Genomic DNA, 21,638 nt, shown 5'->3' with positions numbered 1-21,638 from the left:
ACGATGCAACTCCGACCTTTCATTTCCAACGCATCCCCACCACAACCCCCCTCCGCAAACAGCCCCGCTTGACCTATAGTCACCCCATGGGCCTGCGCCCTTTGAAAAAGGAGAAGGACATGATGCGGATCAGTTTGCCGATGCTCTTCGGGGCGGTCTTTGCCACGCCCCTTTTCGCTCAGGATATCTGTTCGGATGCGGAAGCCTATCGCTTCGGCCATGAGGGCCGAGAGATCCCGGCGGTCTGCGAGGGCAATGCGCGCTACATGCAGGAATACGAGCGCGGGTCGCGCGACGGGCGCGGCGCGCTTCTCGGGGCCGTGGCTGCCGGCGCGATTCTGAACGAGGCCATCAATAGCGACGACGACTTCTTCTATCACAACCACCACCACAGCCATGGCGGTTTCTCGCATACCCACCGCCACCGCCACCACAATTCGCATGGCGGAGAGGCGCATGGCACTCATGGCGGCCATCACGACCACCTCGTCGGTCATAGCGGCGGCCATCACAGCGGCGGCCATCATGGTGGCGGCCATCATCATGGCGGTCATCACCATTAGGACCGAGCCCGCCGCGCGTCCCTCCGGGCGCGCGGATCGGGGGAAAGGCGGCGCGAAACCCGTCGCGACGCGATATGCACGGGGTATGTACAGGATATGTACGGCTTGTGCCGGGCGTTCTGGGGGCCTCAGCCGGCGAAGATCACCTCGATCCGGGCGGCCTCCTCGGCCAGCCCCCAGGGCGGATTGACCACGAACATCCCCGATCCGATCATGCCATGCCCCGGTCTCGCCGGCGCGAATCCGACCTGAGAGATCAGCGCCTCGGGAAAGCCCTCGCGCAGCGTTTCGACCATGTTCTGCTGGCGTTTGTCGGTCAGCACCGGATACCAGAGCGCCAACGTCCCGACATTCCATTTCCGCGAAATTTCCCTGAGAAATCCGGGGATTGTCGCGTAATCCGCCTTCACCTCATAGCTCGGGTCGACCAGCATCAGCCCCCGGCGCGGCATCGGCGGCGTGACCGCGCGGGCCATCTCGAACCCGTCCCGCCGGTAGAGCTTGCCATCCCCCGCCACCCCCGCCAGTGCCTCATGCTCGGCAGGGTGCAGTTCGGCCAGGTGGCTGCTGTCGCCATCCCGCAGAAAATACTGTGAAATCAAGGGAGAACCGGGATAGGCCTGATCGCCGTAACCGGCCCGGACCCAGGCCAGAGCCCGCATCAAAGGGTGGTTATTGGCCAGCGATCCGGCCCGTTCCGCCCGAAAAATCCCCGCCTCGGCCTCGCCGGTCTTGCGCGCCTCCACGGATCCAAGATCGTAAAGCCCGCGCCCGGCATGGGTCTCGATATAGCTCAGCGGTTTGTCCTTGGCGGTCAGGTAATCCAGCATCCACGCCAGCAGCGCATGCTTGTGCAGATCGGCCGCGTTCCCGGCGTGATAGATGTGCTGATAGGACAACATCCCGCCTTATCGCCCGCCATGTCCGAAATGAAAAGCGGCGGCACCCAGGGAGGAGGAGGGGCGCCGCCGCATCAACGCTGGCCCAGGGAGGAGGAGAGGGCCGCGTATGGGGTGCGACACGGGGCACAGGGAGGAGAGCCCGTATCGCTGATGCCAGCCCCAGGGAGGAGGAGGGGGCCGGCATATAGGGTGCGACGCAGGCAGGGAGGAGGAGAGCCTGCATCGCTGACGTCGTGCCCCAGGGAGGAGGGAGGGGCGGACGTATCCGGTGTCTAGCGACGCCCTCGCAGGGAGGAGGAGAGCGCGGGCGCCGCTGTCACCAACAAGGCCGAGGGAGGAGGAGAGGCCCTGTCGAATTCTGTCGGCGGCACCTCCAGGGAGGAGGAGGGGAGGTGCCGCCTAAACCCGGACCCAGGGAGGAGGGAGGGTCGGGTATAGGTGTTCTTACTTGCCCCAGGCAGCTTCCGACGCGATCCGGGTGATCATGCTGCGGTGAATGCCGAGGTCGTCCAGCTCGCGGCTGGAAAGGCTCGAAAGCTCGGCCACCGTCTGACGATACACGGCGCGGCGGGCGCGGGCTTCCTGAAGGCGTGCAAACAGGCCCATGATGCCGGTGCTGGCAGCCCGTTCGTTCAGGGCGGTTTGGGTGATCGTGTTCGTTGCGGCCATCGTCTTATTCGCTTCGTATCTATTCGGTTCATGTCGACGGGGCGGCGCATCCGCCTCGTTGGGATCAAGATGGACCTGATGCTGCGATTGCACAATGCTCATTCCCTCAATGCTGCCATGCAGCAATTGCAATGCGCCTCACGGATGCGCACGGACAGTCACGGATTTGTTACGGAAATACTGGCAGTTGGCCCGAGGCCTGCGGCAAATTGCGGCAATCTGGACATAAGTTGAGCCTTGAACGGGTGCTTGATCGCCCCAGGGCCGAGACATCGTTGCAACGGTTCCATATGACGCCACGTCACAAGGATATCTGCTTGCCGGGGGGATTCATGTCGTTCGGTCGTGGGCGAATTCTCCTCATGGCGGCTTTGGGTGTTGCGGCTTCAACCAATGCGGGCCGTCGGGCCCTGCGCCGTCTCAATTCGATTCGTTTGGCTTGCGGAATCGGGCCTCAACTTTACTCTGGCCGGGCTTTGGCAAGGGGGATGACGATGCGAATGTACCAGGTGGATGCCTTCACCGACCGTCCCTTTGCCGGAAACCCGGCGGCGGTTCTCGTTCTGGAGGACTGGCTGGACGAGGCGCTGATGCTGGCCATCGCGCAGGAAAACAACCTCGCCGAAACCGCTTTCGCAAGGCCCCGCGCAGATGGGGATTGGGATCTGCGCTGGTTCACCCCGGCGATCGAGGTGGATTTCTGCGGTCATGCCACGCTTGCCACCGCCCATGTGCTTCTGGCCGAGCGGGGCGAGCCTTCGCCGGTCGGCTTTCAGACCCGTGTGGGCCGGCTGCAAGTGGCGGCGGCAGGCGATGGCTATCGGCTGGACCTGCCATGCCTGCCGCCGGAACCGCTCGACCGGCTTCCGCCCGAGGCAATGACCAGCTTTGCAAAACCACCCCTGCACCTGTTTCGCAATTTCGAGAATATCTTTGCCGATCTGGGCGATGCTGAGGCGGTGCGGGACTTCCGGCCCGATTTTTCTGCCCTTGGCAAGCTGGGGCGGCTCGGGCTCGTGGTGACGGGGCAGGGGATGGCGGGCGAACGGGCGGATTTCGTCTCGCGCTATCTCGCCCCCGGTGCCGGTATTCCCGAGGATCCGGTGACCGGCTCCATCCATGCGACCCTCGTGCCTTACTGGGCCGGACGGTTGGGGCGGAACAAGCTGCTGGCCTATCAGGCCTCGGCAAGGGGTGGCTGGCTGGGTTGCGAACTTGCCGGGGCGCGGGTGGTGCTGATCGGGCAGGCGGTGACCTTCATGGATGCGCAGATATTCCTGCCGGGTGCATCCTCGTGACTGCAAAGGCTGCCCGGGCACGCGTGGGACATCGCCGAAGTAGTGGGAATGCATGGGAACGGTGGTGTAGCTTCCGAATCACCACCGCGCGAATCGGCGTGATTCGAGCGATCCGGCGGTAGATCTGCCGGGATTGTCTGGCGGTCCTTGGCCTGAGGCACAGCATTTCGGGAATATTCGGGATTTTGTGTTGGCCGACTCGCGATCACTATATCTGGTGTGATAACGGGCCAATGCTTCTATACTTGCGCAGTTTTTTGCGATGAGCTTCGGACGTTCCCGCGTTGTTCACGGCGGCTCACCGCTGCTCACGCCGGCGCTGCCCGTTCTTTTCCATTGCGTCCCGTAAATTCCCATGTCATCACTGCTAACACGGAGACGGGCTTTAACGGGCGATCAAGACCCTGAAGGCGATAGCAGGCTTCATACAGGCACCCAACTCCGGACAAGACGGTTCCAGATGTGCGAGCAGCACCTCCCCCAAGGTGGCACATGGGACCGGCCCGCCAACGATGCGGGCCCCAGTGATGGGAACGAGGGCGGCGGATCGGGCGGTGGCAGCGGCCCGGTCCGCCTTTCTTTTCCGGGTGGGCCGGAAGGGATGGACAGGATCGAAGGAAAGGCTCGCCAGTGGCGCGCAAGTTCAGAGGCTCGGAAGAGGTCAAGGTAGATGGCAAGGGTCGCATGTCGATCCCGGCCCGCTTTCGCCGTATCTTCGAAGCCGGCGATCCTGACTGGAGCTCTGCCGAACGCACCCGCATGATCGTCGTCTATGGCCCGAGCAGCTGGAAGAAGCTGGAATTCTATACCGTCCGGGCGGCCGAGCGCATCGACGAGGAAATCGACCGGCTTCCGCGCGGTTCGCAGCAGCGGATCTGGCTGGAAACCCTGATGAACGGGATGGCGACCGAGGCCGAGATCGACACCGATGGCCGGCTGGTCCTGCCGCAGAAGCTGCGCGACAAGGCCGGGCTGGACGAGATGGCCTTCTTCACCTCGAAGGGCGATTTCATCGAGGTCTGGAGCCCGGCGAACTATTCCGAGGCCAGCGGCTCGCTTGAGGAATTCATGTCGCAATTCCCCGAGGATTTCGACCCGCGCAGCTTCCTTGCCGGGGGGCAGGCCCCCGATGGGGCAGAGGGCTAGGCCATGGCCGCGCCCGAGACCCCCATTGCCGATCCCCATATCCCGGTCCTGATCGACCCGTTGATTCGGGCGGTGGAACCCGTCGCCGGCATCTGGGTCGATGGCACTTTCGGCGCCGGCGGCTATGCGCGGCGTCTGCTGGAAGCCGGGGCCGGGACGGTGATCGGCATCGACCGCGATCCGCAGGTTTTCGACATGGCCGCCGCTTGGGCGGGCGACTATGGCGACCGGCTGCGGCTGGTCGAGGGCACGTTTTCCGATCTCGACCGTCTGGCCGGCGGCCCGGTCGATGGGGTGGTGCTGGATCTCGGCGTCAGCTCGATGCAGCTCGATCAGGCCGAGCGCGGCTTTTCCTTCCTGCGCGACGGCCCGCTGGACATGCGCATGGGGGCCGAGGGGCCAAGTGCGGCAGAGCTTCTGAATACGGCAAGCGAGGCCGAGATCGCCGATGTGCTGTATCATTACGGCGAGGAGCGCGCCTCGCGCCGGATCGCCAGGGCCATTGTCGCGGCGCGCCCGCTTGAGACGACGGCGCAACTGGCCGAGGTCGTGGCCAGCCAGTTGCCGCGCGCCAAGCCCGGGCAAAGCCATCCGGCCACGCGCAGCTTTCAGGCCATCCGCATCTGGGTGAACGATGAATTCGGGCAATTGGCCGAGGGGCTGGCGGCGGCGGAACGGGCGCTGAAGCCCGGTGGCAAGCTGGCCGTGGTCAGCTTTCACTCGCTGGAGGATCGGGTGGTGAAGCGCTTCCTGCAATCGCGGGCGGCGACGGCGGGCGGCGGCTCGCGCCATGCCCCGGCCGAGGCCGTGGATGCGCCGACCTTCACCCAGCCGCACCGCCGCGCCATCGGCGCGGACGAGGCCGAACTGGCCGTGAATCCGCGCGCCCGCAGCGCCTTCCTGCGCCTTGGCATCCGCACCGAGGCCCTGGCCCGCGATCTCGACCGCGACGCCATCGCCCTGCCGCGCCTGCCGCAGAAAGGGGGCCGGCGATGAGGTCGATCCTTTATCTGCTGATCGCCATGGCGGTGATGTCGCTGGCCTTCTGGGCCTACCGAGAGAATTATCGCACTCAGGACGCGCTGAACGAGATGGAAGCCGTGCAGCGCGACATCTCGGGCCTGCGCGAGCAACTGGTCGTGCTGCGCGCCGAATGGGCCTATCTCAACCGGCCCGCGCGCCTGCGCGAGCTGGTGGCACTGAATGCCGACAAGCTGAACCTCGCCCCGATCACCTCGGATCAGTTCGTCGACAGCGCCAAGATCGACTATCCGCCGCCGCCGGTCCAATACCCGCCGCGCCGGCCCGAGAATTTCGTGCCCCCGACCGAGGGCGCCATTACCGATGACGATTTGACCCCTTCCGAACAGGAGGCCCAATGATGATCCGCAAGCCCCTGCGCCCGCTGGCCCGCATTCTCCGCGCCCGTGAAACCGGCCAGGACCCCGATGCGATCGAGGCCGAGAACCGGGCCGAACGCCATGCCGAGATCCAGGACCGCGCCCGCAGGCGGGCCGAGGGCCGGCTGGTCTTCATGGCACTGGGCTTTCTGGCCGCCTTCGCTCTGGTGGGGTTCCGGATGGGGGCGCTCGCGGCCTCTGACCCGGCCGAGCCGCGCGCCCAGGCGACCGGCGCCCAGATCATCAGCCAGCGCGCCGATATCACCGACCGCAAGGGCCGGGTGCTGGCGACGAACATGCTGACCCACAGCCTTTACGCCCAGCCCAACCAGATGGTCGACGGCAAGCGCGCCGCCGAGGCGCTGTCGCGGATTTTCCCCGATCTCGACCATGACCGGCTGGTGAAGGATTTCACAGATCCGAACCGCAAGTTCCTGTGGGTGAAGAAGAAACTCAGCCCCGAGCAGATGCAGGCCGTCCATGATATCGGCGAGCCGGGACTGCTGTTCGGCCCGCGCGAGATGCGGCTTTACCCGAACGGGCGCATCGCCAGCCATATCCTCGGCGGTTCTGCCTTCGGGGTTGAGGGCGTGAACTCGGCCGAGGTGATCGGCACGGCGGGGGTCGAGAAGGCCTTCGACGGCTGGCTGCGCAATCCGGCGAATGAAGGCGCGCCATTGACGCTGTCCATTGACCTGACCGCGCAATCGGCGATGGAGGAGGTGCTGTCCTCGGGGATGCGGCGCATGAATGCCAAGGGTGCCGCAGGCGTGCTGATGGAGATCGAGACTGGCGAGATCCTGGCCATGGCCAGCCTGCCCGATTTCGATCCCAATGACCGGCCGCGCCCGGCGCTGAAGGGCGATCCCTCGGACAGCCCGCTGTTCAACCGCGCGGTGCAGGGGCAATACGAGCTTGGCTCGACCTTCAAGATCTTCCCGGTGGCGCAGGCGATGGACCTGAAGCTGGTCAATCCGAACACGCATATCAACTCGACCACGCCGATGAAGATCGGCAAATACAGCATCAGCGATTACCACAATTACGGGTCGAGCCTGTCGGTCTCTGATATCATCGTGAAATCCTCGAACGTGGGCACGGTGCGGATCGCGCAGATGATCGGGGTCGAGCGGCAGAAGGCCTTCCTGGAAAAGATGGGCTTTTTCGCGGCGACCAGCATCGAGATGGTCGAAGCCCCGACCGGCAAGCCGATCGTTCCCTCCCGCTGGCCGGCTGTGACCTCGGCCACGGTCAGCTTCGGGCATGGTCTTGCCGCCAGCCCGCTGCATCTGGCCGCGGCCTATGCGACGCTGGCCAATGGCGGACAGAAGGTCACGCCGACGCTGGTCCATGGCAAGAAGCGCCCGGCGGGCGAGCGGGTGATCTCGGAACAGGCGGCGCGGCTGGCCGTCACCATGCTGCGCGATGTCGTCCTGCGCGGTACCGCGCGCGCCGGCAATGTCGAGGGCTATGCGGTTGCCGGCAAGACCGGCACCGCCGACAAGCCGCGCCCCGGCGGCGGCTATTACGACAACAAGGTGGTGGCGAACTTCGCCTCGATCTTCCCCTATGACGATCCGAAATATGTGCTGGTGGTGACGCTGGACGAGCCGACCGGGCAATTGGGCGGCGGTGAATCGCGTGTGGCCGGGGCGACGGCGGTGCCGGTCGCGGCCGATGTGATCAGCCGGCTGGCCCCGATCCTGGGCCTGCGCCCGGTTGGCGCCAAGCCGCTTCCCGACATTGAAGCGCCACCCAAAGCTGGGGTAAAGGTCGCCGCGAACCAGTGATGAGGCAAGCATGATTGAAGCGGTCAAGCGGCTGTCCCAGTTGGGGCTGAACGCCATCGGCGGGCGCGACCCCGAGATTACGGGCCTGTCGGTCGACAGCCGCACGGTCAGGCCGGGCCATCTGTTCGCGGCCCTGCCGGGGTCGGCGCTGCATGGCGGCGAGTTCATCCAATATGCGCTGCGTCAGGGTGCGGCGGCGATCCTGACCGATGCGGCGGGTGCGGCGCTTGCGGCGGATGTGCTGCGCGGCTGGGACGGCGCCCTGATCGTGGCCGAGGATCCGCGCGCGGCGCTTTCCGGGGCCGCCGCACTCTGGTTCGGTCGCCAGCCCGAGAAGGTCGTGGCCGTCACCGGCACCTCGGGCAAGACTTCGGTCGCCAATTTCACCCGGCAGATCTGGCAGCATCTCGGGCTGAAGGCGATCAGCCTTGGCACCATGGGCGTGCAGGGCGATTACGAGGCGAAGCTGGCCCATACCACGCCCGAACCGATCACGCTGCACCGCATCCTTGCCGCCGCCGCCGAGGCTGGCGTCACCAATGTGGCGATGGAGGCGTCGAGCCACGGCCTCGATCAGCGCCGGCTGGACGGGGTCCGGGTGATGGCCGGGGCCTTCACCAATTTCAGCCAGGACCATCTGGATTACCACGCCGGTTTTGACGAATATTTCGCCGCCAAGGCATTGCTTTTCAACCATATCCTCGATGCCGGCGACGCGGCGGTGATCAATACCGACAGCGAGCGTGGCCGCCAGATGGCCGATATCGCCCGCGACCGCGAGTTGATCCTGACCACCATCGGCACCGGCGAGGGCTGCGATTTCCGCATTCTCGGCCAGCGTTACGATGCCACCGGGCAGGAGCTGCGCTTCAGCTATCTGGACCAGACGCATCTGGCGCGGCTGAACCTGATCGGCGGCTTTCAGGCCGAAAACGTGCTGGCGGCGGCGGGGCTGGCCATCGCCTCGGGGGACGAGGCCGGTGCGGTTCTGGCTACCCTGCCGCATCTGGAAACCGTGCGTGGCCGGATGCAGCTGGTGGCGCAGCGCGACAATGGCGCGGCGGTCTTCGTCGACTATGCCCACAAGCCCGGCGCGGTGATCGCGGCGCTGCAAAGCCTGCGCCCGCATGTCATGGGTCGGATTATTGTTGTGCTGGGTGCCGGCGGCGACCGCGACCGTGGCAAGCGCCCGCTGATGGGGCAGGCGGCGCGTGACTTTGCCGATGTCGTCTTCGTCACCGATGACAACCCGAGGACCGAGGACCCGGCCGCGATCCGCGCCGAGGTCATGGCCGGCGCCGGCCCCGATGCGGTCGAGGTCGGCGACAGGGCCGAGGCGATCCTGCGCGGCGTCGATGCGCTGCAACCGGGCGATGCGCTTCTGATCGCCGGCAAGGGCCATGAGACGGGGCAGATCATCGGCTCGGACGTGTTCCCCTTCGACGATGCCGAGCAGGCCTCGGTCGCGGTGGCGGCCCTGGATGGGAAGATCTGATGGCGCTCTGGACCTCGGATGATGCCGCCCGCGCGACGGGCGGGCGCGTGACCTGCGACTGGCAGGCCGACGGGGTCAGCATCGACACCCGGACCATCCGGCCCGGCGATCTGTTCGTGGCGTTGCAGGCCGCCCGTGACGGCCATGATTTCGTCGCGCAGGCGCTGGAAAAGGGCGCGGCGGCGGCACTGGTCAGCCGCATCCCGGACGGCGTGGCCGAGGATGCACCGCTGCTGATCGTCGATGATGTGCTGAAGGGGCTGGAAGACCTTGGTCGGGCGGGACGGGCGCGGATGGCGGGCAAGGTCGTCGGCGTGACCGGCTCGGTCGGCAAGACCTCGACCAAGGAAATGCTGCGCGCGGCACTTGCCGGGCAGGGCCATGTTCACGCGGCCGAGGCCAGCTATAACAACCATTGGGGCGTGCCGCTGACGCTGGCGCGGATGCCCGCCGATGCCGATTTCGCCATTATCGAGATCGGGATGAGCAATCCGGGCGAGATCGCGCCTCTGGCAAAACTGGCCCGCCCCCATGCGGCGCTGATCACCACCATCGCGCCGGCCCATATCGGCGCCTTCGGCCATCTCGACGGCATCGCCCGCGAAAAGGCCGCGATCTTTCAGGGGCTGGTTCCGGCGGGTGCCGCGATCATCCCGACCGGGCTTTCGACCACCGCGATCCTGCGCGAGGCCGCCGACGATGCCGGCGCGCCGATCCTCTCCTTCGGGCCAGAGGGCGAGGCGCGGCTGATCTCCTCGGAACCCGACGGGGAAAGCCTGCGCCTGCGCGGCGCGCTTTCGGGCAAGCCGATCAATTTCACCCTGCGCTCAGTCGGGCCGCATTTCGCCGAGAATGCGATGGGCGTGCTGGCCACCGTCAGCGCCATCGGCGGCGATGTGATCGAGGCGGCGAAGGGGCTGGGCGACTGGCTGCCGCCGCAGGGGCGCGGTGCGGTCGAACGACTGGGCGATATCCGGCTGATCGACGATGCCTTCAACGCCAACCCGGCCTCGATGCGGGCGGGGCTTGGTACGCTGGCGCGACTGCCCGGCACGCGGCGGGTGGCGATTCTGGGCGACATGCTGGAACTCGGGCCGGACGAGGCCGCCCAGCATGCCGCGCTTGCCGCCGATCCGGTGATGGCGCAGATCGACCTTGTCCATGCCGCCGGGCCGCTGATGAAACATCTTTTCGACGCTCTTCCGGATGGAAAGCGGGGCATCTGGTCGGAATCCGCCGACGGGCTTGCCTCGCGGCTGGACGAAATGGTCCATCCCGGCGATACCGTGATGATCAAGGGCTCGAAAAGCTCGTATATCAGCCGCGTCGTCGAGGCGCTGCGCAAGGCCGGGCACACGGTCGAGGGAACGGGGACGTAAGACATGCTTTACTGGCTGTATGAAATCACGGGCGGCGAAGGCCCGTTCAACCTGTTTCGCTATATCACCTTCCGCGCCGGCGGGGCCTTCTTCACCGCGCTGATCTTCGCCTTCCTCTTCGGCAAGCCGCTGATCGAGGCGCTGCGCCGCACCCAGAAGAAGGGCCAGCCGATCCGCGACGACGGCCCGGAAACCCATTTCGTCAAGGCCGGCACGCCGACCATGGGCGGGATCTTGATCCTTTCGGCGCTGCTGGTCGGCACGCTGCTTTGGGCGCGGCTTGGCAATGGCTATATCTGGATCATGCTGATGGTGACCTATGGCTATGCCGCCATCGGTTTCGCCGACGATTACGCCAAGGTTTCCAAACACAATACCAAGGGTGTGTCGGGGCGGGTGCGCATGGCGCTCGGCCTCGGGCTGGCCTTCGTTGCCGCGCTCTGGACCATGTATCTGCATCCCGATGCGCTGTCGGGCCGGCTGGCATTCCCGTTCTTCAAGGACCTGCTGCTGAATCTCTCGGTTCTCTTCGTGCCCTTCGCGATGATCGTCATTGTCGGCGCGGCCAATGCGGTCAACCTGACCGACGGGCTGGACGGGCTGGCGATCATGCCGGTGATGATCGCGGCGGCCACTTTTGCCGTCATCGCCTATGCGGTCGGCAATGCCACCTTCGCCGATTATCTGGGCGTCCACCGCGTCCCCGGCAGTGACGAGCTGGTGGTGTTCGTCGCCGCCCTGATCGGCGGCGGGCTGGGCTTTCTGTGGTATAACGCGCCGCCAGCGGCGGTATTCATGGGCGATACCGGCAGCCTTGCGCTTGGCGGCGCACTTGGCGCCATGGCCGTCATCACCAAGCACGAGATCGTGCTGGCCATTGTCGGCGGGTTGTTCGTGGTCGAGGCGCTGTCGGTGATCATCCAGGTGCTTTACTTCAAGAAGACCGGCAAGCGCGTCTTCCTGATGGCCCCGATCCACCACCATTTCGAGAAGAAGGGCTGGAAGGAAAGCCAGATCGTGATCCGCTTCTGGATCATCGCGCTGATCCTGGCCCTGATCGGGCTGTCGACGCTGAAGCTGCGGTGAACGCCGTTGCGATGCGCTGAAGCGCGGCCTACGATTCCGAAACATGACGCAGGCTGCGCTTTTTGGGCGCGGCAACCCAAGGTGAACCCATGATCCCCGTCCAAGGTGTTTCCGGCCAGACCATCGCCGTTCTGGGTCTTGGTCGCTCCGGCAAGGCCACCGCCGCGGCATTGCAGGCAGGCGGCGCCCATGTCGTCGTCTGGGACGACGGGCAGGAAGCCCGCGCGGGGGCCGAGGCCGAGGGGCTGGAGGTTCGCGATCTCAGCCGCGAGGATACCTGGGAGGGGATCGGCGCGCTTATCACCTCGCCTGGTATTCCGCATCTTTATCCGCAGCCGAACCCGGTCATCGCCCGGGCGCTGGAAAAGGGGGTGCCGGTCGATAACGACATCGGCCTGTTCTTCCGCAGCTTCGCGACGCGGGACTGGGACGAGTTCGACACCATGCCGCGCGTCATCACCGTCACCGGCTCGAACGGCAAATCGACCACCACGGCGCTGATCCATCACATCCTGCAAGCGGCCGGACGGCCCACGCAGATGGGCGGCAATATCGGCACCGGCGTGCTCTCGCTGGAGCCCGCGCATGACGGCGAGGTGGTGGTGATCGAGCTGTCTTCCTATCAGACCGACCTCGCCCGGGCGCTGACCCCGGATGTGGCGGTCTTCACCAATCTGTCGCCCGATCATCTCGACCGGCACGGGGGCCCCGGCGGTTATTTCGCGGCCAAGCGGCGGCTGTTTGCCGAAGGCGGGCCGGATCGCTGCGTGATCGGCATCGACGAGGTCGAGGGGCGTTACCTTGCCAACCAGATGGGGCAGGGGCCGGGCGATGACCGGGTGATCCGGGTCTCCTCGGGGCAGAAGCTCGACCGGTTCGGCTGGGCGGTCTTTGCGAAGAAGGGCTTCCTCAACGAATATCGCAAGGGGCGTCAGGTGGCGTCCATCGACCTGCGCGGGATCGGCGGGCTGCCGGGGGCGCATAACCACCAGAATGCCTGCGCGGCTTACGCCGCCTGTCGCGCCGTCGGCATCGCGCCCCGAGAGATCGAGGCGGCCTTCCACAGCTTTGCCGGCCTTCCCCATCGCAGCCAGACGGTGCGTGAGCTGAACGGGGTGCGTTACGTCAACGATTCCAAGGCGACCAATGTCGATGCTGCCCAGCAGGCGCTGCACGCCTTTACCCGCATTCGCTGGATCGTCGGCGGGCTTGGCAAGGATGGCGGTATCGGTGCGTTGCAGCCGCATCTGGCCGAGGTCGTGAAAGCCTATCTGATCGGCCATTCCGCCCGTGACTTCGCGCTGCAACTGGGCGAGACCCCGCATGAGGTCGTCGATACGATGGAAGCCGCCGTCGCCCGCGCCCATGCCGAGGCCGTGGCGGGCGAAACCGTCCTTCTTGCGCCCGCCGCCGCCAGCTTCGACCAATATCCGAATTTCGAGAAACGGGGCGAGCATTTCACCCAGTTGGTGAACGCGCTCTGATGATCCGCGCGGCTGTCAGGCTCAGGGTCTGCTGGCCGAAAGGAATTGTGCCGACATGAAGCCGGCGCGGCCATTACTGTCGCGGATCTCGACCCAGTCGCCGCTGCGCTCGCCCAGGGCGACCACCATCTGCCCGCGTGACAGCTTGCCGACGATGTCAGCGGATGTGCTGGGTTCGGCGCGGAAGTTGACCGTATTGCCCGTGACATAGAGCGTATTCGTCGGTGCCGCCGCCAGGTCCTCTGCCGGGGCGTCAGGCGTCTGCCCGGCATATTCGGGCGAGGGGCGCAGCTCTGGCCCCGGAAACTGGCGCTGGCGCGAGGGGGTTTGTTCGACCACCGGGGCGGTGACAATATCGGCGCTGGCACTCGTCGCCTCTGCCGGCGGGGCGGTCGGCGTGCTGTCCGTCGTGGCCGCTTCGGCTTTGGGCGGATCGAGCCTGCGGCCATCGCCCTCGCCGAAGACCATGAGAACTGCCCCCAATGCCAGCAATGTCACAAAGATCAGCTTGAACATGAACCCTACCTGTCCGGCCCCTTTGGCCGCTTGAACCTGAACGCGATACCGAGAGGCAACGCCCGTGACAAGCTGGCCGTTCCGGCAGGTTTTGCGCCGCTGCGCGATTTCTGGCTGGACCGGCGCGCGGGCGCGGCCTAAATCCCTTCCATGTCCGACGATCTGATCCCCGACCAGCCCGAGAACCTCAGCGCCGAACCGCTGTCGCGCGCAATTGGCGAGCGCTATCTGACCTATGCGCTTTCCACGATCATGAACCGGGCGTTGCCCGATGCCCGCGACGGGCTGAAGCCGGTCCATCGCCGCATCCTTTACGCGATGCGCGAACTCCGGCTGGCGCCGAACGGGCCGTTCCGGAAATCGGCGAAGATCTCGGGCGATGTGATGGGCAATTATCACCCCCATGGCGATGCCGCGATCTATGACGCGATGGCGCGCCTCGCCCAGGATTTCGCCATGCGCTATCCGCTGGTGAACGGGCAGGGGAATTTCGGCAATATCGACGGCGACAGCCCGGCCGCCTCGCGCTACACCGAAGCGCGGCTGGCCAGTCCGGGCGATGCGCTGATGGAAGGGCTGGCCGAGGATTCGGTCGAGTTCCGCCCCAATTACGACGGCACCCTGACCGAACCCGTGGTGCTGCCGGCGGCCTTTCCGAACCTTCTCTGCAACGGGTCTTCGGGCATCGCGGTCGGCATGGCCACGAATATCCCGCCGCATAACCTGCACGAGGTCATCGACGCCTGCCTGCATCTGATCAAGACCCCCGATGCGCGCGACGACACGCTGCTGAATTTCGTGCAGGGGCCCGATTTCCCGACCGGCGGCGTGCTGGTCGAGGATGCCGAGACCCTGCGCGAGGTTTATCGCACCGGCCGCGGCAGCCTGCGCCTGCGCGCCCGCTGGATGCAGGAGGATCTGGGCCGCGGCACCTGGCAGATCGTGGTCACGGAAATCCCCTATCAGGTGCAGAAATCCAAGCTGATCGAGCGTCTGGCAGAGTTGATCCAGCTGAAGAAGATGCCGATCCTGGCCGATGTGCGCGACGAATCCGCCGAGGATGTGCGCATCGTTCTGGAACCCAAGACCCGTGGCGTCGATCCGGGGCAGATGATGGCGGCGCTGTTCAAGGCCTCGGATCTGGAGATCCGTTTCGGCATGAACATGAACGTGCTGATCGACGGGCGCGTGCCCAAGGTCTGCTCGCTCAAGGAGGTGCTGCGCGCCTTTCTGGACCATCGCCGCGATGTGCTTCTGCGTCGCTCGAACTTCCGGCTGGGCAAGATCGCCGCCAGGCTTGAGGTGCTGGAAGGCTATATCATCGCCTTCCTGAACCTCGACCGGGTGATCGAGATCATCCGCAACGACGACGATCCCAAGGCCGGTCTGCTGGCCGAGGATTGGGGCGGCGGCGTCTTCCTGACCGAGGTTCAGGCCGAGGCGATCCTGAACATGCGCCTGCGCGCCCTGCGCCGACTGGAGGAGATGGAACTGCGCGCCGAACGCGACAGCCTGCTGGACGAACAGCAGGGGCTGAGCGCGCTTGTCGCCGATGAGGGCCTGCAATGGGGCCGCATCACCGAAGAGCTGCGCGAGACCCGCAGCCAGTTCGGCAAATCCGCCGATGGCGGGATGCGCCGGACCGAGATCACGGCTTCGGTCGATGAGCAGCCGCTCGACATGGATGCGATGATCGAGCGCGAGCCGGTGACGGTAATCCTGTCCAAGATGGGCTGGATCCGGGCGATGAAGGGCCACCAGCCGCTGGACGGCGAGGTGAAGTTCCGCGATGGCGACGGCCCGTTCATGGCGCTTCATGCCGAAACCACCGACAAGCTGATGCTCTACGGCTCGAACGGGCGCTTCTATACGCTCAGCGCCAATGACCTGCCCGGCGGGCGCGGTCTGGGCGAGCCCGTGCGCCTGATGGTCGACCTGCCGAACGATGCCGCAATCGTCGATCTGTTCCCGTGGCGGGACGGGGTCAGATATCTGCTGGCCTCGAAGGCGGGCGACGGGTTCGTGGTGAATGCGGCGGATATTCTGGCGCAGACGAAATCCGGCAAGCAGGTGCTGAACGGCGACGCGCTTCTGTGCCGCCCGGTCGAAGGCGATCACGTCGCGACCGTTGGCGAGAACCGCAAGATGCTGGTCTTCCCGCTGACCGAATTGCCGGAAATGGCGCGCGGCAAGGGTGTCCGGTTGCAGAAGTTCAAGGATGGCGGGCTGTCCGACGCGATCTGCCTGACCCTGACCGAGGGGCTGCGCTGGCAGGAAAGCGGCGGCCGCACCCGGACCGAGCCGGATCTGAGCGAATGGCTGGGCAAACGCGCCAGTGCCGGGCGCATGGCCCCGCGCGGCTTCCCGCGCGACAACAAGTTCAACTGAGGCCGCAGCACTTCCCGCCAGACCGGCAATCTGCCTTGCCCGGACGGACTTTATCCACGCAACCGAAGCCGTTGATCGGTTCGGCCTTCAGTGTCTGCGGGCCAGAGACGTGCTGACCTGCGGGGTTACGCGAACGGCGATGTGGCTCGGTAAGGCGCGCTCACTCCCACTCGATGGTGCCGGGCGGCTTCGATGTGATGTCATAGGTCACCCGGTTGATGCCCTTGACCTCGTTGATGATCCGGGTCGCGGTCTCGCCCAGGAAATCGTGCTGGAACGGATAGTAATCCGCCGTCATCCCATCGACCGAGGTCACCGCGCGCAAGGCGCAGGCATAGTCATAGGTGCGCCCGTCGCCCATCACGCCGACGGTGCGGACCGGCAGGATGGCGACGAAGGCCTGCCAGATTTCGTCATAGAGCCCGTGCTTGCGGATCTGGTCGATGAAGACCGCATCGGCCTTGCGCAGGATGTCGAGCTTGTCGCGGGTGATCTCTCCGGGGCAGCGGATGGCGAGGCCCGGTCCGGGGAAGGGGTGGCGGCCGATGAATTTCTCGGGCAGGCCGAGTTCGCGGCCAAGGGCGCGAACCTCGTCCTTGAACAGCTCGCGCAGGGGTTCGACCAGTTTCAGGCCCATCTTCTCGGGCAGGCCGCCGACATTGTGGTGCGACTTGATGGTGACCGAAGGTCCGCCGGTGAAGCTGACGCTTTCGATCACATCCGGGTAAAGTGTGCCCTGGGCCAGAAACTCGGCGCCCTCGATCTTCGCGGCCTCGCGCTGGAACACGTCGATGAACAGCTTGCCGATGGTCTTGCGCTTCACCTCGGGGTCGGAAACCCCTTCCAGCGCGCCGATGAACAGGTCCGATTCCTCGGCATGGATCAGCGGGATATTGTAATTGTCGCGGAACATGCCGACGACTTCCTCGGCCTCGTTCAGGCGCATCAGCCCGTGATCGACGAAGACGCAGGTCAGCTGGTCGCCGATCGCCTCATGGATCAGCACGGCGGCGACCGACGAATCGACCCCGCCCGACAGCCCGCAGATCACCTGCTTGTCGCCGACCTGCTCGCGGATCTTGCGGATCGCCTCGTCCTTATAGGCGGCCATGGTCCAGTCGCCGGTGAAGCCCGCCATGCGGACGAAGTTCTCCAGCAATTGCTTGCCATGGGGCGTGTGATGCACCTCGGGGTGGAACTGCACGGCATAGAAGCCGCGGCCCTCGTCGGCGGTGATCGCATAGGGCGCATTGGGCGAGGTGCCGATGACCTCGAAGCCAGGTGCCAGCTCGGTCACGCGGTCGCCATGGCTCATCCAGACCTGTTCGCGATCCGAAAGCCCGGCGAATATCCCGTCCTTCCTGTGATCCGGCGCGGGCGTCACATAGGCGCGGCCATATTCGGCATGGTGACCGGCTTCGACGCGCCCGCCAAGCTGGGTCATCATCACCTGCTGGCCATAGCAGATGCCGAAGACCGGCACCCCCATCGCCCAGAGGTTTTCCGGCGCGCGCGGGCTGTTTTCGCGCGTCACGCTGTCGGGGCCGCCCGAAAGGATCACGGCGCGGGGGGCGAAGCCCTTCAGAAAATCGGGGGTGACATTCTGATAGGGGTGGATTTCGCAATAGATGTTCAGCTCGCGCAGGCGGCGCGCGATCAGCTGCGTCACCTGAGAGCCGAAATCGATGATGAGAAGGCGCTGATGCTGGGTCATGTCCGGCATTTACGGCGCAGGCGTGCGGCTGGCAAGGGTCGCGCGTGCAATCGCCGGTGCCGGAACCGTTTCTTTCCTCGTGACGTTGTGGATTAGACTTCCGAAACAACGACTTGATTCGCAGGAGAGGCAAGCATGTTCTGCCCGACGTTTCGTTCATTGAGTATTGCGCTCGCCGTGCCGGTGCTGGCCTTGGGGGCGTGCTCGCCGGATAACCTGGCCACGGCCGGCGACAGTTCGCGCCCGGCCTCTATCACGCCCATGGGCGACCCGAGCCTGCCGGCCCCGGCGGTCGAGGCGCTCGGACCGGTCTGTGCCCCCGCCGATCCGGCGCAGATCGCGCAGATGGAGGAGCGTCTGAATGCCGAACGCACGGCGCTTGGCCGCTCGCCGCTCAAGTTCAAGGAAAATCTCGGTTTTGCGGCCCAGGCTCATGCCTGCGACATGGCCACGATGGGTCGGGCGACGGTGGCCGGATCGAACGGGTCCTCGGTGGTGAACCGGGTGCGGGCGGTGGAATATACGGCCTGTTCCTCGGCGCAGGTCGTCGGTCGCGGCAGCGATGCATATAGCCAGATGAACAACTGGATGGCGCATGAGCCGGATGAGGAAGTGCTCGTGCACCAGAAATTCGACGATGCCGGGGTCGGTGTGGTCAATATGGGCGGTCGGCTGTGGTGGTCGGTGGTTCTTGCGGATCGTTGCCACTGATCGCAGCCCACGATTTGCCGAATATGAAAAAGGGGCCCGAAGGCCCCTTTTTTGATGGATACGCGGTCGAGCCTATTTCTCGGGCACTAGCCCGCGCGGCGAGAAGCGCAGCACCAGCAGCAGGATCAGTCCCATGGCGATGAAGCGCATATGGGGCGAGCTGTCCAGCAGATGCGCTTTCAGGGCACCCGCAGGCAGCGGCGAGGTCAGCAGGCCGATCAGCTGCGGTCCCCAGCTTTCGGCCTTGACCCAGAGGAACCAGATCAGGATCCCGCCAAGTGCCGCGCCCCAGTTGTTGCCAGAGCCGCCGACGATCACCATCACCCAGATCACGAAAGTATAGCGCAGCGGGTTATACTGCGTCGGCGCCATCAGCCCGTCATGGGTGATCATCATCGCCCCGGCCAGTCCCATGACCGCACAACCGATCACGAAGATCTGCAGGTGCCGACCGGTGACATTCTTGCCCATGGCCTCGGCTGCGGTCTCGTTGTCGCGGATCGAGCGCATCATCCGCCCCCAGGGCGATTTCAGCGACAGCTCGGCCAGCAGGATCAGCAGCAGCAGCACGACACCGAACAGCCCGGCATAGCAGAGCTTGACCCAGATTCCCGAGGCTTCGGCCACCGGAATGCCCCAGCTTTGCGCCCGCTCGATGAAGGCGGGGTCCTGCTGGAGGGCGATCTCATATGGCACCGGGCGCGGGATCGAGGTGACGTTCTTGACGCCGCGCGCCAGCCATTCCTCGTTCTTCAACACGGCGACGATGATCTCGCCGATCCCCAGCGTGGCGATGGCCAGATAGTCCGAGCGCAGCCCGAGCGCCACCTTGCCGACGCCCCAGGCGGCGGCTGCGGCAAACAGCGCGCCGACCGGCCAGGACAGCAGCACCGGCAGGCCGAGCCCGCCGAGATTGCCGAATTGCGCCGCCTGATTGGCCTCTATCGCATCGACCGCCGGGTCGAACAGCCAGCGATAGGCGGCGAAACCCACGATCAGCACGGCGATGATCGCCGGCACCCGCCACTTGCGGGGGCTGCGCTGCCAGGTCATTGCCGACAGCGCCAGCGTGCCGAAGCCCACGATCAGCGCCGCGATCATGCGCATGCCGCCGGCCCCGAAGGCGCCATCGACCGGCGCGACCGAGATCAGCACCGGGGCCAGACCGCCAAGCGCCACGAACCCCACCACGCCCGAGTTGAAGAGGCCGGCATAGCCCCATTGCATGTTCAGCCCGAGCGCCATGACCGCCGAGATCAGCCCCATGTTCAGGATCGCGAGCGAGGTGTTCCAGGACCCGGTGAACAGCGCATTGCGGGTGGTGCCTTCCAGCACGAACAATGCCACCAGCACCGCGACCAGGATCGGCGCGCGCCAGCGGCTGGAGGTTTCTGCCTGACGAGAGGTTGCCATGATCTGCCTCCTTACACGGATTTGCCGCGGAACAGGCCGGTGGGCCGGAACAGCAGGACGATGATGAGGATGACGAAGCTGACGGCGAACTTGTATTCCGTCGACATCAGTTGCAGCAGCGAATTCCCGGTATCGAAGCCCAGATATTCCACCACCTTCTTCCAGGGATAGGTGATCGCGACCTCGGAAAAGGCGACGATGAAGCCGCCGGCGATGGCCCCGATCGGGCTGCCCAGACCGCCGACGATGGCGGCGGCGAAGATCGGCAGCAGGATCTGGAAGTAGTTGAAGGGCTTGAACGCCTTGTCGAGACCGTAAAGCACGCCGGCGATGGTCATCAGCCCGGCGGCGATGATCCAGGTCAGGCGCACGACGCGCTCGGGGTCGATGCCCGACAGAAGCGCCAGATCCTCGTTATCGGAATAGGCGCGCATGGCCTTGCCCGACTTGGTTTTGTTCAGGAAGCGGAACAGCGCCCAGACCACCAGCACCGCCACGACGACCGTGATCAGCTGGGTGGTGCGCAGCGCCAGCCCTTCCTGCAGCCCGGTCCATTCGCGGAAGCCTCTCACGTCGATGACGAAGCGGGCACCGTCTGCGAAGCGGATCTCGTCCACGCCGATCAGGATGCGGGTCAGGCCGTTCATGATGAACATGACCCCGACCGAGGCCATGACCAGAATGATCGGATCGGATTTCTTGCGCCGGTAAAAGCGATAAACGACGCGATCCGTCGCCAGCACCGTCAGCGCGCAGCCGGCGATGCCGATGGGCAAGGCCAGCAGCGCCACCGGAATCGGTCCGAGGCTGATGCCGAGCGATTGAAGCCCCCAGGTGGCGATGATGGTGATTGCGGTGCCGAAGGCCATGGTGTCGCCATGGGCGAAGTTCGAGAAACGCAGGATGCCATAGATCAGCGTCACCCCGAGCGCGCCGAGCGCAAGCTGCGCGCCATAGGCGGCGGCGGGGATGAAGACGAAGTTCAGGAATGTCACAAGGGCGTTGAGGATATCCATCAGCGGACCTCCTGGCAGCGGCCGGATTCCGTCGCGGCGATGCCGTCCGGGCCGATCTGGTTGAAGCCGTAATGGCCAGTCTGGGTGTCGAGCATGAAAGTGACCAGGTCTCCGGCGTCGTGGTTGGCTGGTGCGGCCAGGGCGGTCAGGCTGGCGGGATGAAACGCGGTCATTTGCATTCCCCCAGATAGGTGATCGCCATGGGCGGGTCGGTCAGATGGGTGGTGAAGCGCGCCTGCCCGTCCGGCAGAACGGTCAGCATCCGCTGCCGTCCGGCCTCGGTCCCGGTGGAGGAGGCAAACAGCATCCCGCCATCTGTGACGGCGGACATGGCGACGCTTTCGGACGGATCGTCCCATTCGACCTCGGCCATGCCGGCACCGTCGGAAATCACCGTCATCCAGCCTTCGTAACCCGAGGCGCTGCATTCGGCGTCCATGCACTCGGTCTGGAATGTGCAGCCCATCCGGACCGCATCGGCATCGGGGGCGCCGCCATCAGGGGCGACATCCGAGATCGGCGCGATTCCATCGACCGGCGCTTCGCCGGCGGGGGGCAGGGTTTCGGTTTCGACGGGCGGCAGGGCCTCGTTCGGGGCGGCGTCCTGCGCCAGGGCGGGCAGGGCGCTCAGCGTCAGGGCGGTGGCCATCAGGGCTGCTCTCATCGGC

Annotated in this window: 20 protein-coding genes; 12 read left to right on the top strand and 8 right to left on the bottom strand. The window is 65.6% G+C overall.

The genetic code is table 11. The features are described from left to right. The first annotated feature begins 119 nt into the window (after positions 1–119). On the top strand, positions 120–563 hold the full coding sequence (locus tag Q0330_RS16095) for a hypothetical protein (protein ID WP_299481769.1): 444 nt from the start codon (positions 120–122) through the stop codon (positions 561–563). A 128-nt stretch (positions 564–691) separates the two neighbouring features. Here the strand turns inward: Q0330_RS16095 and rlmJ are convergent, their stop codons facing one another. Together rlmJ and Q0330_RS16085 are read right to left on the bottom strand one after the other, a co-directional pair. Beyond that, a complete protein-coding gene (gene rlmJ, locus Q0330_RS16090) occupies positions 692–1,465 on the bottom strand; it encodes a 23S rRNA (adenine(2030)-N(6))-methyltransferase RlmJ (protein ID WP_299481766.1) in 774 nt (257 codons plus the stop codon). 444 nt (positions 1,466–1,909) lie between these two features. Next, complete coding sequence (locus Q0330_RS16085) at positions 1,910–2,071, bottom strand: DUF1127 domain-containing protein (RefSeq protein ID WP_299482180.1); 162 nt, start codon at positions 2,069–2,071, stop codon at positions 1,910–1,912. Between the two features lie 557 nt (positions 2,072–2,628). Between Q0330_RS16085 and Q0330_RS16080 the strand changes: the two genes are divergently transcribed. The 9 genes from Q0330_RS16080 (at position 2,629) to murD (ending at position 13,212) form a co-directional block, all read left to right on the top strand. Next, a complete protein-coding gene (locus Q0330_RS16080; RefSeq protein ID WP_299481763.1) occupies positions 2,629–3,432 on the top strand; it encodes a PhzF family phenazine biosynthesis protein in 804 nt (267 codons plus the stop codon). A gap of 630 nt (positions 3,433–4,062) precedes the next feature. Continuing rightward, positions 4,063–4,578, top strand: a complete 516-nt coding sequence (mraZ, locus tag Q0330_RS16075; protein WP_299481760.1) for a division/cell wall cluster transcriptional repressor MraZ — start codon at positions 4,063–4,065, stop codon at positions 4,576–4,578. Between the two features lie 3 nt (positions 4,579–4,581). After that, entirely contained in the window at positions 4,582–5,574 is a 993-nt protein-coding gene (gene rsmH / locus Q0330_RS16070; RefSeq protein WP_299481757.1) for a 16S rRNA (cytosine(1402)-N(4))-methyltransferase RsmH, read from the top strand. After that, positions 5,571–5,960: a cell division protein FtsL gene (locus tag Q0330_RS16065; protein WP_299481754.1), complete on the top strand. Its 390-nt coding sequence runs from the start codon at positions 5,571–5,573 to the stop codon at positions 5,958–5,960. The genes rsmH and Q0330_RS16065 overlap by 4 nt, the downstream gene beginning before the upstream one ends. After that, on the top strand, positions 5,960–7,768 hold the full coding sequence (locus tag Q0330_RS16060; protein ID WP_299481751.1) for a penicillin-binding protein 2: 1,809 nt from the start codon (positions 5,960–5,962) through the stop codon (positions 7,766–7,768). Before Q0330_RS16065 ends, Q0330_RS16060 begins: the two co-directional genes overlap by 1 nt. A gap of 10 nt (positions 7,769–7,778) precedes the next feature. Further along, complete coding sequence (locus tag Q0330_RS16055) at positions 7,779–9,263, top strand: UDP-N-acetylmuramoyl-L-alanyl-D-glutamate--2,6-diaminopimelate ligase (RefSeq protein WP_299481748.1); 1,485 nt, start codon at positions 7,779–7,781, stop codon at positions 9,261–9,263. Continuing rightward, on the top strand, positions 9,263–10,642 hold the full coding sequence (gene murF / locus Q0330_RS16050; protein WP_299481745.1) for a UDP-N-acetylmuramoyl-tripeptide--D-alanyl-D-alanine ligase: 1,380 nt from the start codon (positions 9,263–9,265) through the stop codon (positions 10,640–10,642). The genes Q0330_RS16055 and murF overlap by 1 nt, the downstream gene beginning before the upstream one ends. A gap of 3 nt (positions 10,643–10,645) precedes the next feature. Then, positions 10,646–11,728 (top strand): phospho-N-acetylmuramoyl-pentapeptide-transferase, encoded by a 1,083-nt coding sequence (mraY, locus tag Q0330_RS16045; RefSeq protein ID WP_299481742.1) that lies wholly within the window; start codon positions 10,646–10,648, stop codon positions 11,726–11,728. Positions 11,729–11,817: 89 nt separating this feature from the next. Further along, complete coding sequence (gene murD, locus Q0330_RS16040; RefSeq protein WP_299481739.1) at positions 11,818–13,212, top strand: UDP-N-acetylmuramoyl-L-alanine--D-glutamate ligase; 1,395 nt, start codon at positions 11,818–11,820, stop codon at positions 13,210–13,212. 21 nt (positions 13,213–13,233) lie between these two features. Here murD and Q0330_RS16035 read toward each other — a convergent pair whose 3' ends face one another. Beyond that, positions 13,234–13,728, bottom strand: coding sequence for an SH3 domain-containing protein (locus Q0330_RS16035; RefSeq protein WP_299481736.1), 495 nt, complete (start codon positions 13,726–13,728; stop codon positions 13,234–13,236). A gap of 150 nt (positions 13,729–13,878) precedes the next feature. On the opposite strand from Q0330_RS16035, the gene parC reads away from it, so the two are divergent. Continuing rightward, positions 13,879–16,116 carry a DNA topoisomerase IV subunit A gene (gene parC, locus Q0330_RS16030; RefSeq protein ID WP_299481732.1) on the top strand — a complete coding sequence of 746 codons (2,238 nt, stop codon included), beginning with the start codon at positions 13,879–13,881 and terminating at the stop codon, positions 16,114–16,116. Between the two features lie 160 nt (positions 16,117–16,276). On the opposite strand, the gene guaA is transcribed toward parC, so the two are convergent. Continuing rightward, a complete protein-coding gene (gene guaA, locus Q0330_RS16025) occupies positions 16,277–17,830 on the bottom strand; it encodes a glutamine-hydrolyzing GMP synthase (RefSeq protein WP_299481729.1) in 1,554 nt (517 codons plus the stop codon). A gap of 159 nt (positions 17,831–17,989) precedes the next feature. Between guaA and Q0330_RS16020 the strand changes: the two genes are divergently transcribed. After that, positions 17,990–18,541 carry a CAP domain-containing protein gene (locus tag Q0330_RS16020; RefSeq protein WP_299481726.1) on the top strand — a complete coding sequence of 184 codons (552 nt, stop codon included), beginning with the start codon at positions 17,990–17,992 and terminating at the stop codon, positions 18,539–18,541. 72 nt (positions 18,542–18,613) lie between these two features. Here Q0330_RS16020 and Q0330_RS16015 read toward each other — a convergent pair whose 3' ends face one another. Genes Q0330_RS16015 through Q0330_RS16000 form a run of 4 tightly spaced genes read right to left on the bottom strand, consistent with a single transcriptional unit; the run spans position 18,614 to position 21,634 of the window. Then, complete coding sequence (locus Q0330_RS16015; protein ID WP_299481723.1) at positions 18,614–19,954, bottom strand: branched-chain amino acid ABC transporter permease; 1,341 nt, start codon at positions 19,952–19,954, stop codon at positions 18,614–18,616. A gap of 11 nt (positions 19,955–19,965) precedes the next feature. After that, entirely contained in the window at positions 19,966–20,970 is a 1,005-nt protein-coding gene (locus Q0330_RS16010; protein ID WP_299481720.1) for a branched-chain amino acid ABC transporter permease, read from the bottom strand. Then, positions 20,970–21,143, bottom strand: coding sequence for a hypothetical protein (locus Q0330_RS16005; RefSeq protein ID WP_299481717.1), 174 nt, complete (start codon positions 21,141–21,143; stop codon positions 20,970–20,972). Before Q0330_RS16005 ends, Q0330_RS16010 begins: the two co-directional genes overlap by 1 nt. After that, positions 21,140–21,634 carry a hypothetical protein gene (locus Q0330_RS16000; RefSeq protein ID WP_299481714.1) on the bottom strand — a complete coding sequence of 165 codons (495 nt, stop codon included), beginning with the start codon at positions 21,632–21,634 and terminating at the stop codon, positions 21,140–21,142. The genes Q0330_RS16005 and Q0330_RS16000 overlap by 4 nt, the downstream gene beginning before the upstream one ends. Between the last annotated feature and the right edge of the window lie 4 nt (positions 21,635–21,638).

Origin of the sequence: uncultured Paracoccus sp., assembly GCF_937873615.1 — a bacterium.
In the GTDB taxonomy this organism is placed as follows: Bacteria; Pseudomonadota; Alphaproteobacteria; order Rhodobacterales; family Rhodobacteraceae; genus Paracoccus.
Note: the sequence above shows the minus strand (reverse complement) of the source record. Positions and strands in the feature narration are given on the sequence as shown.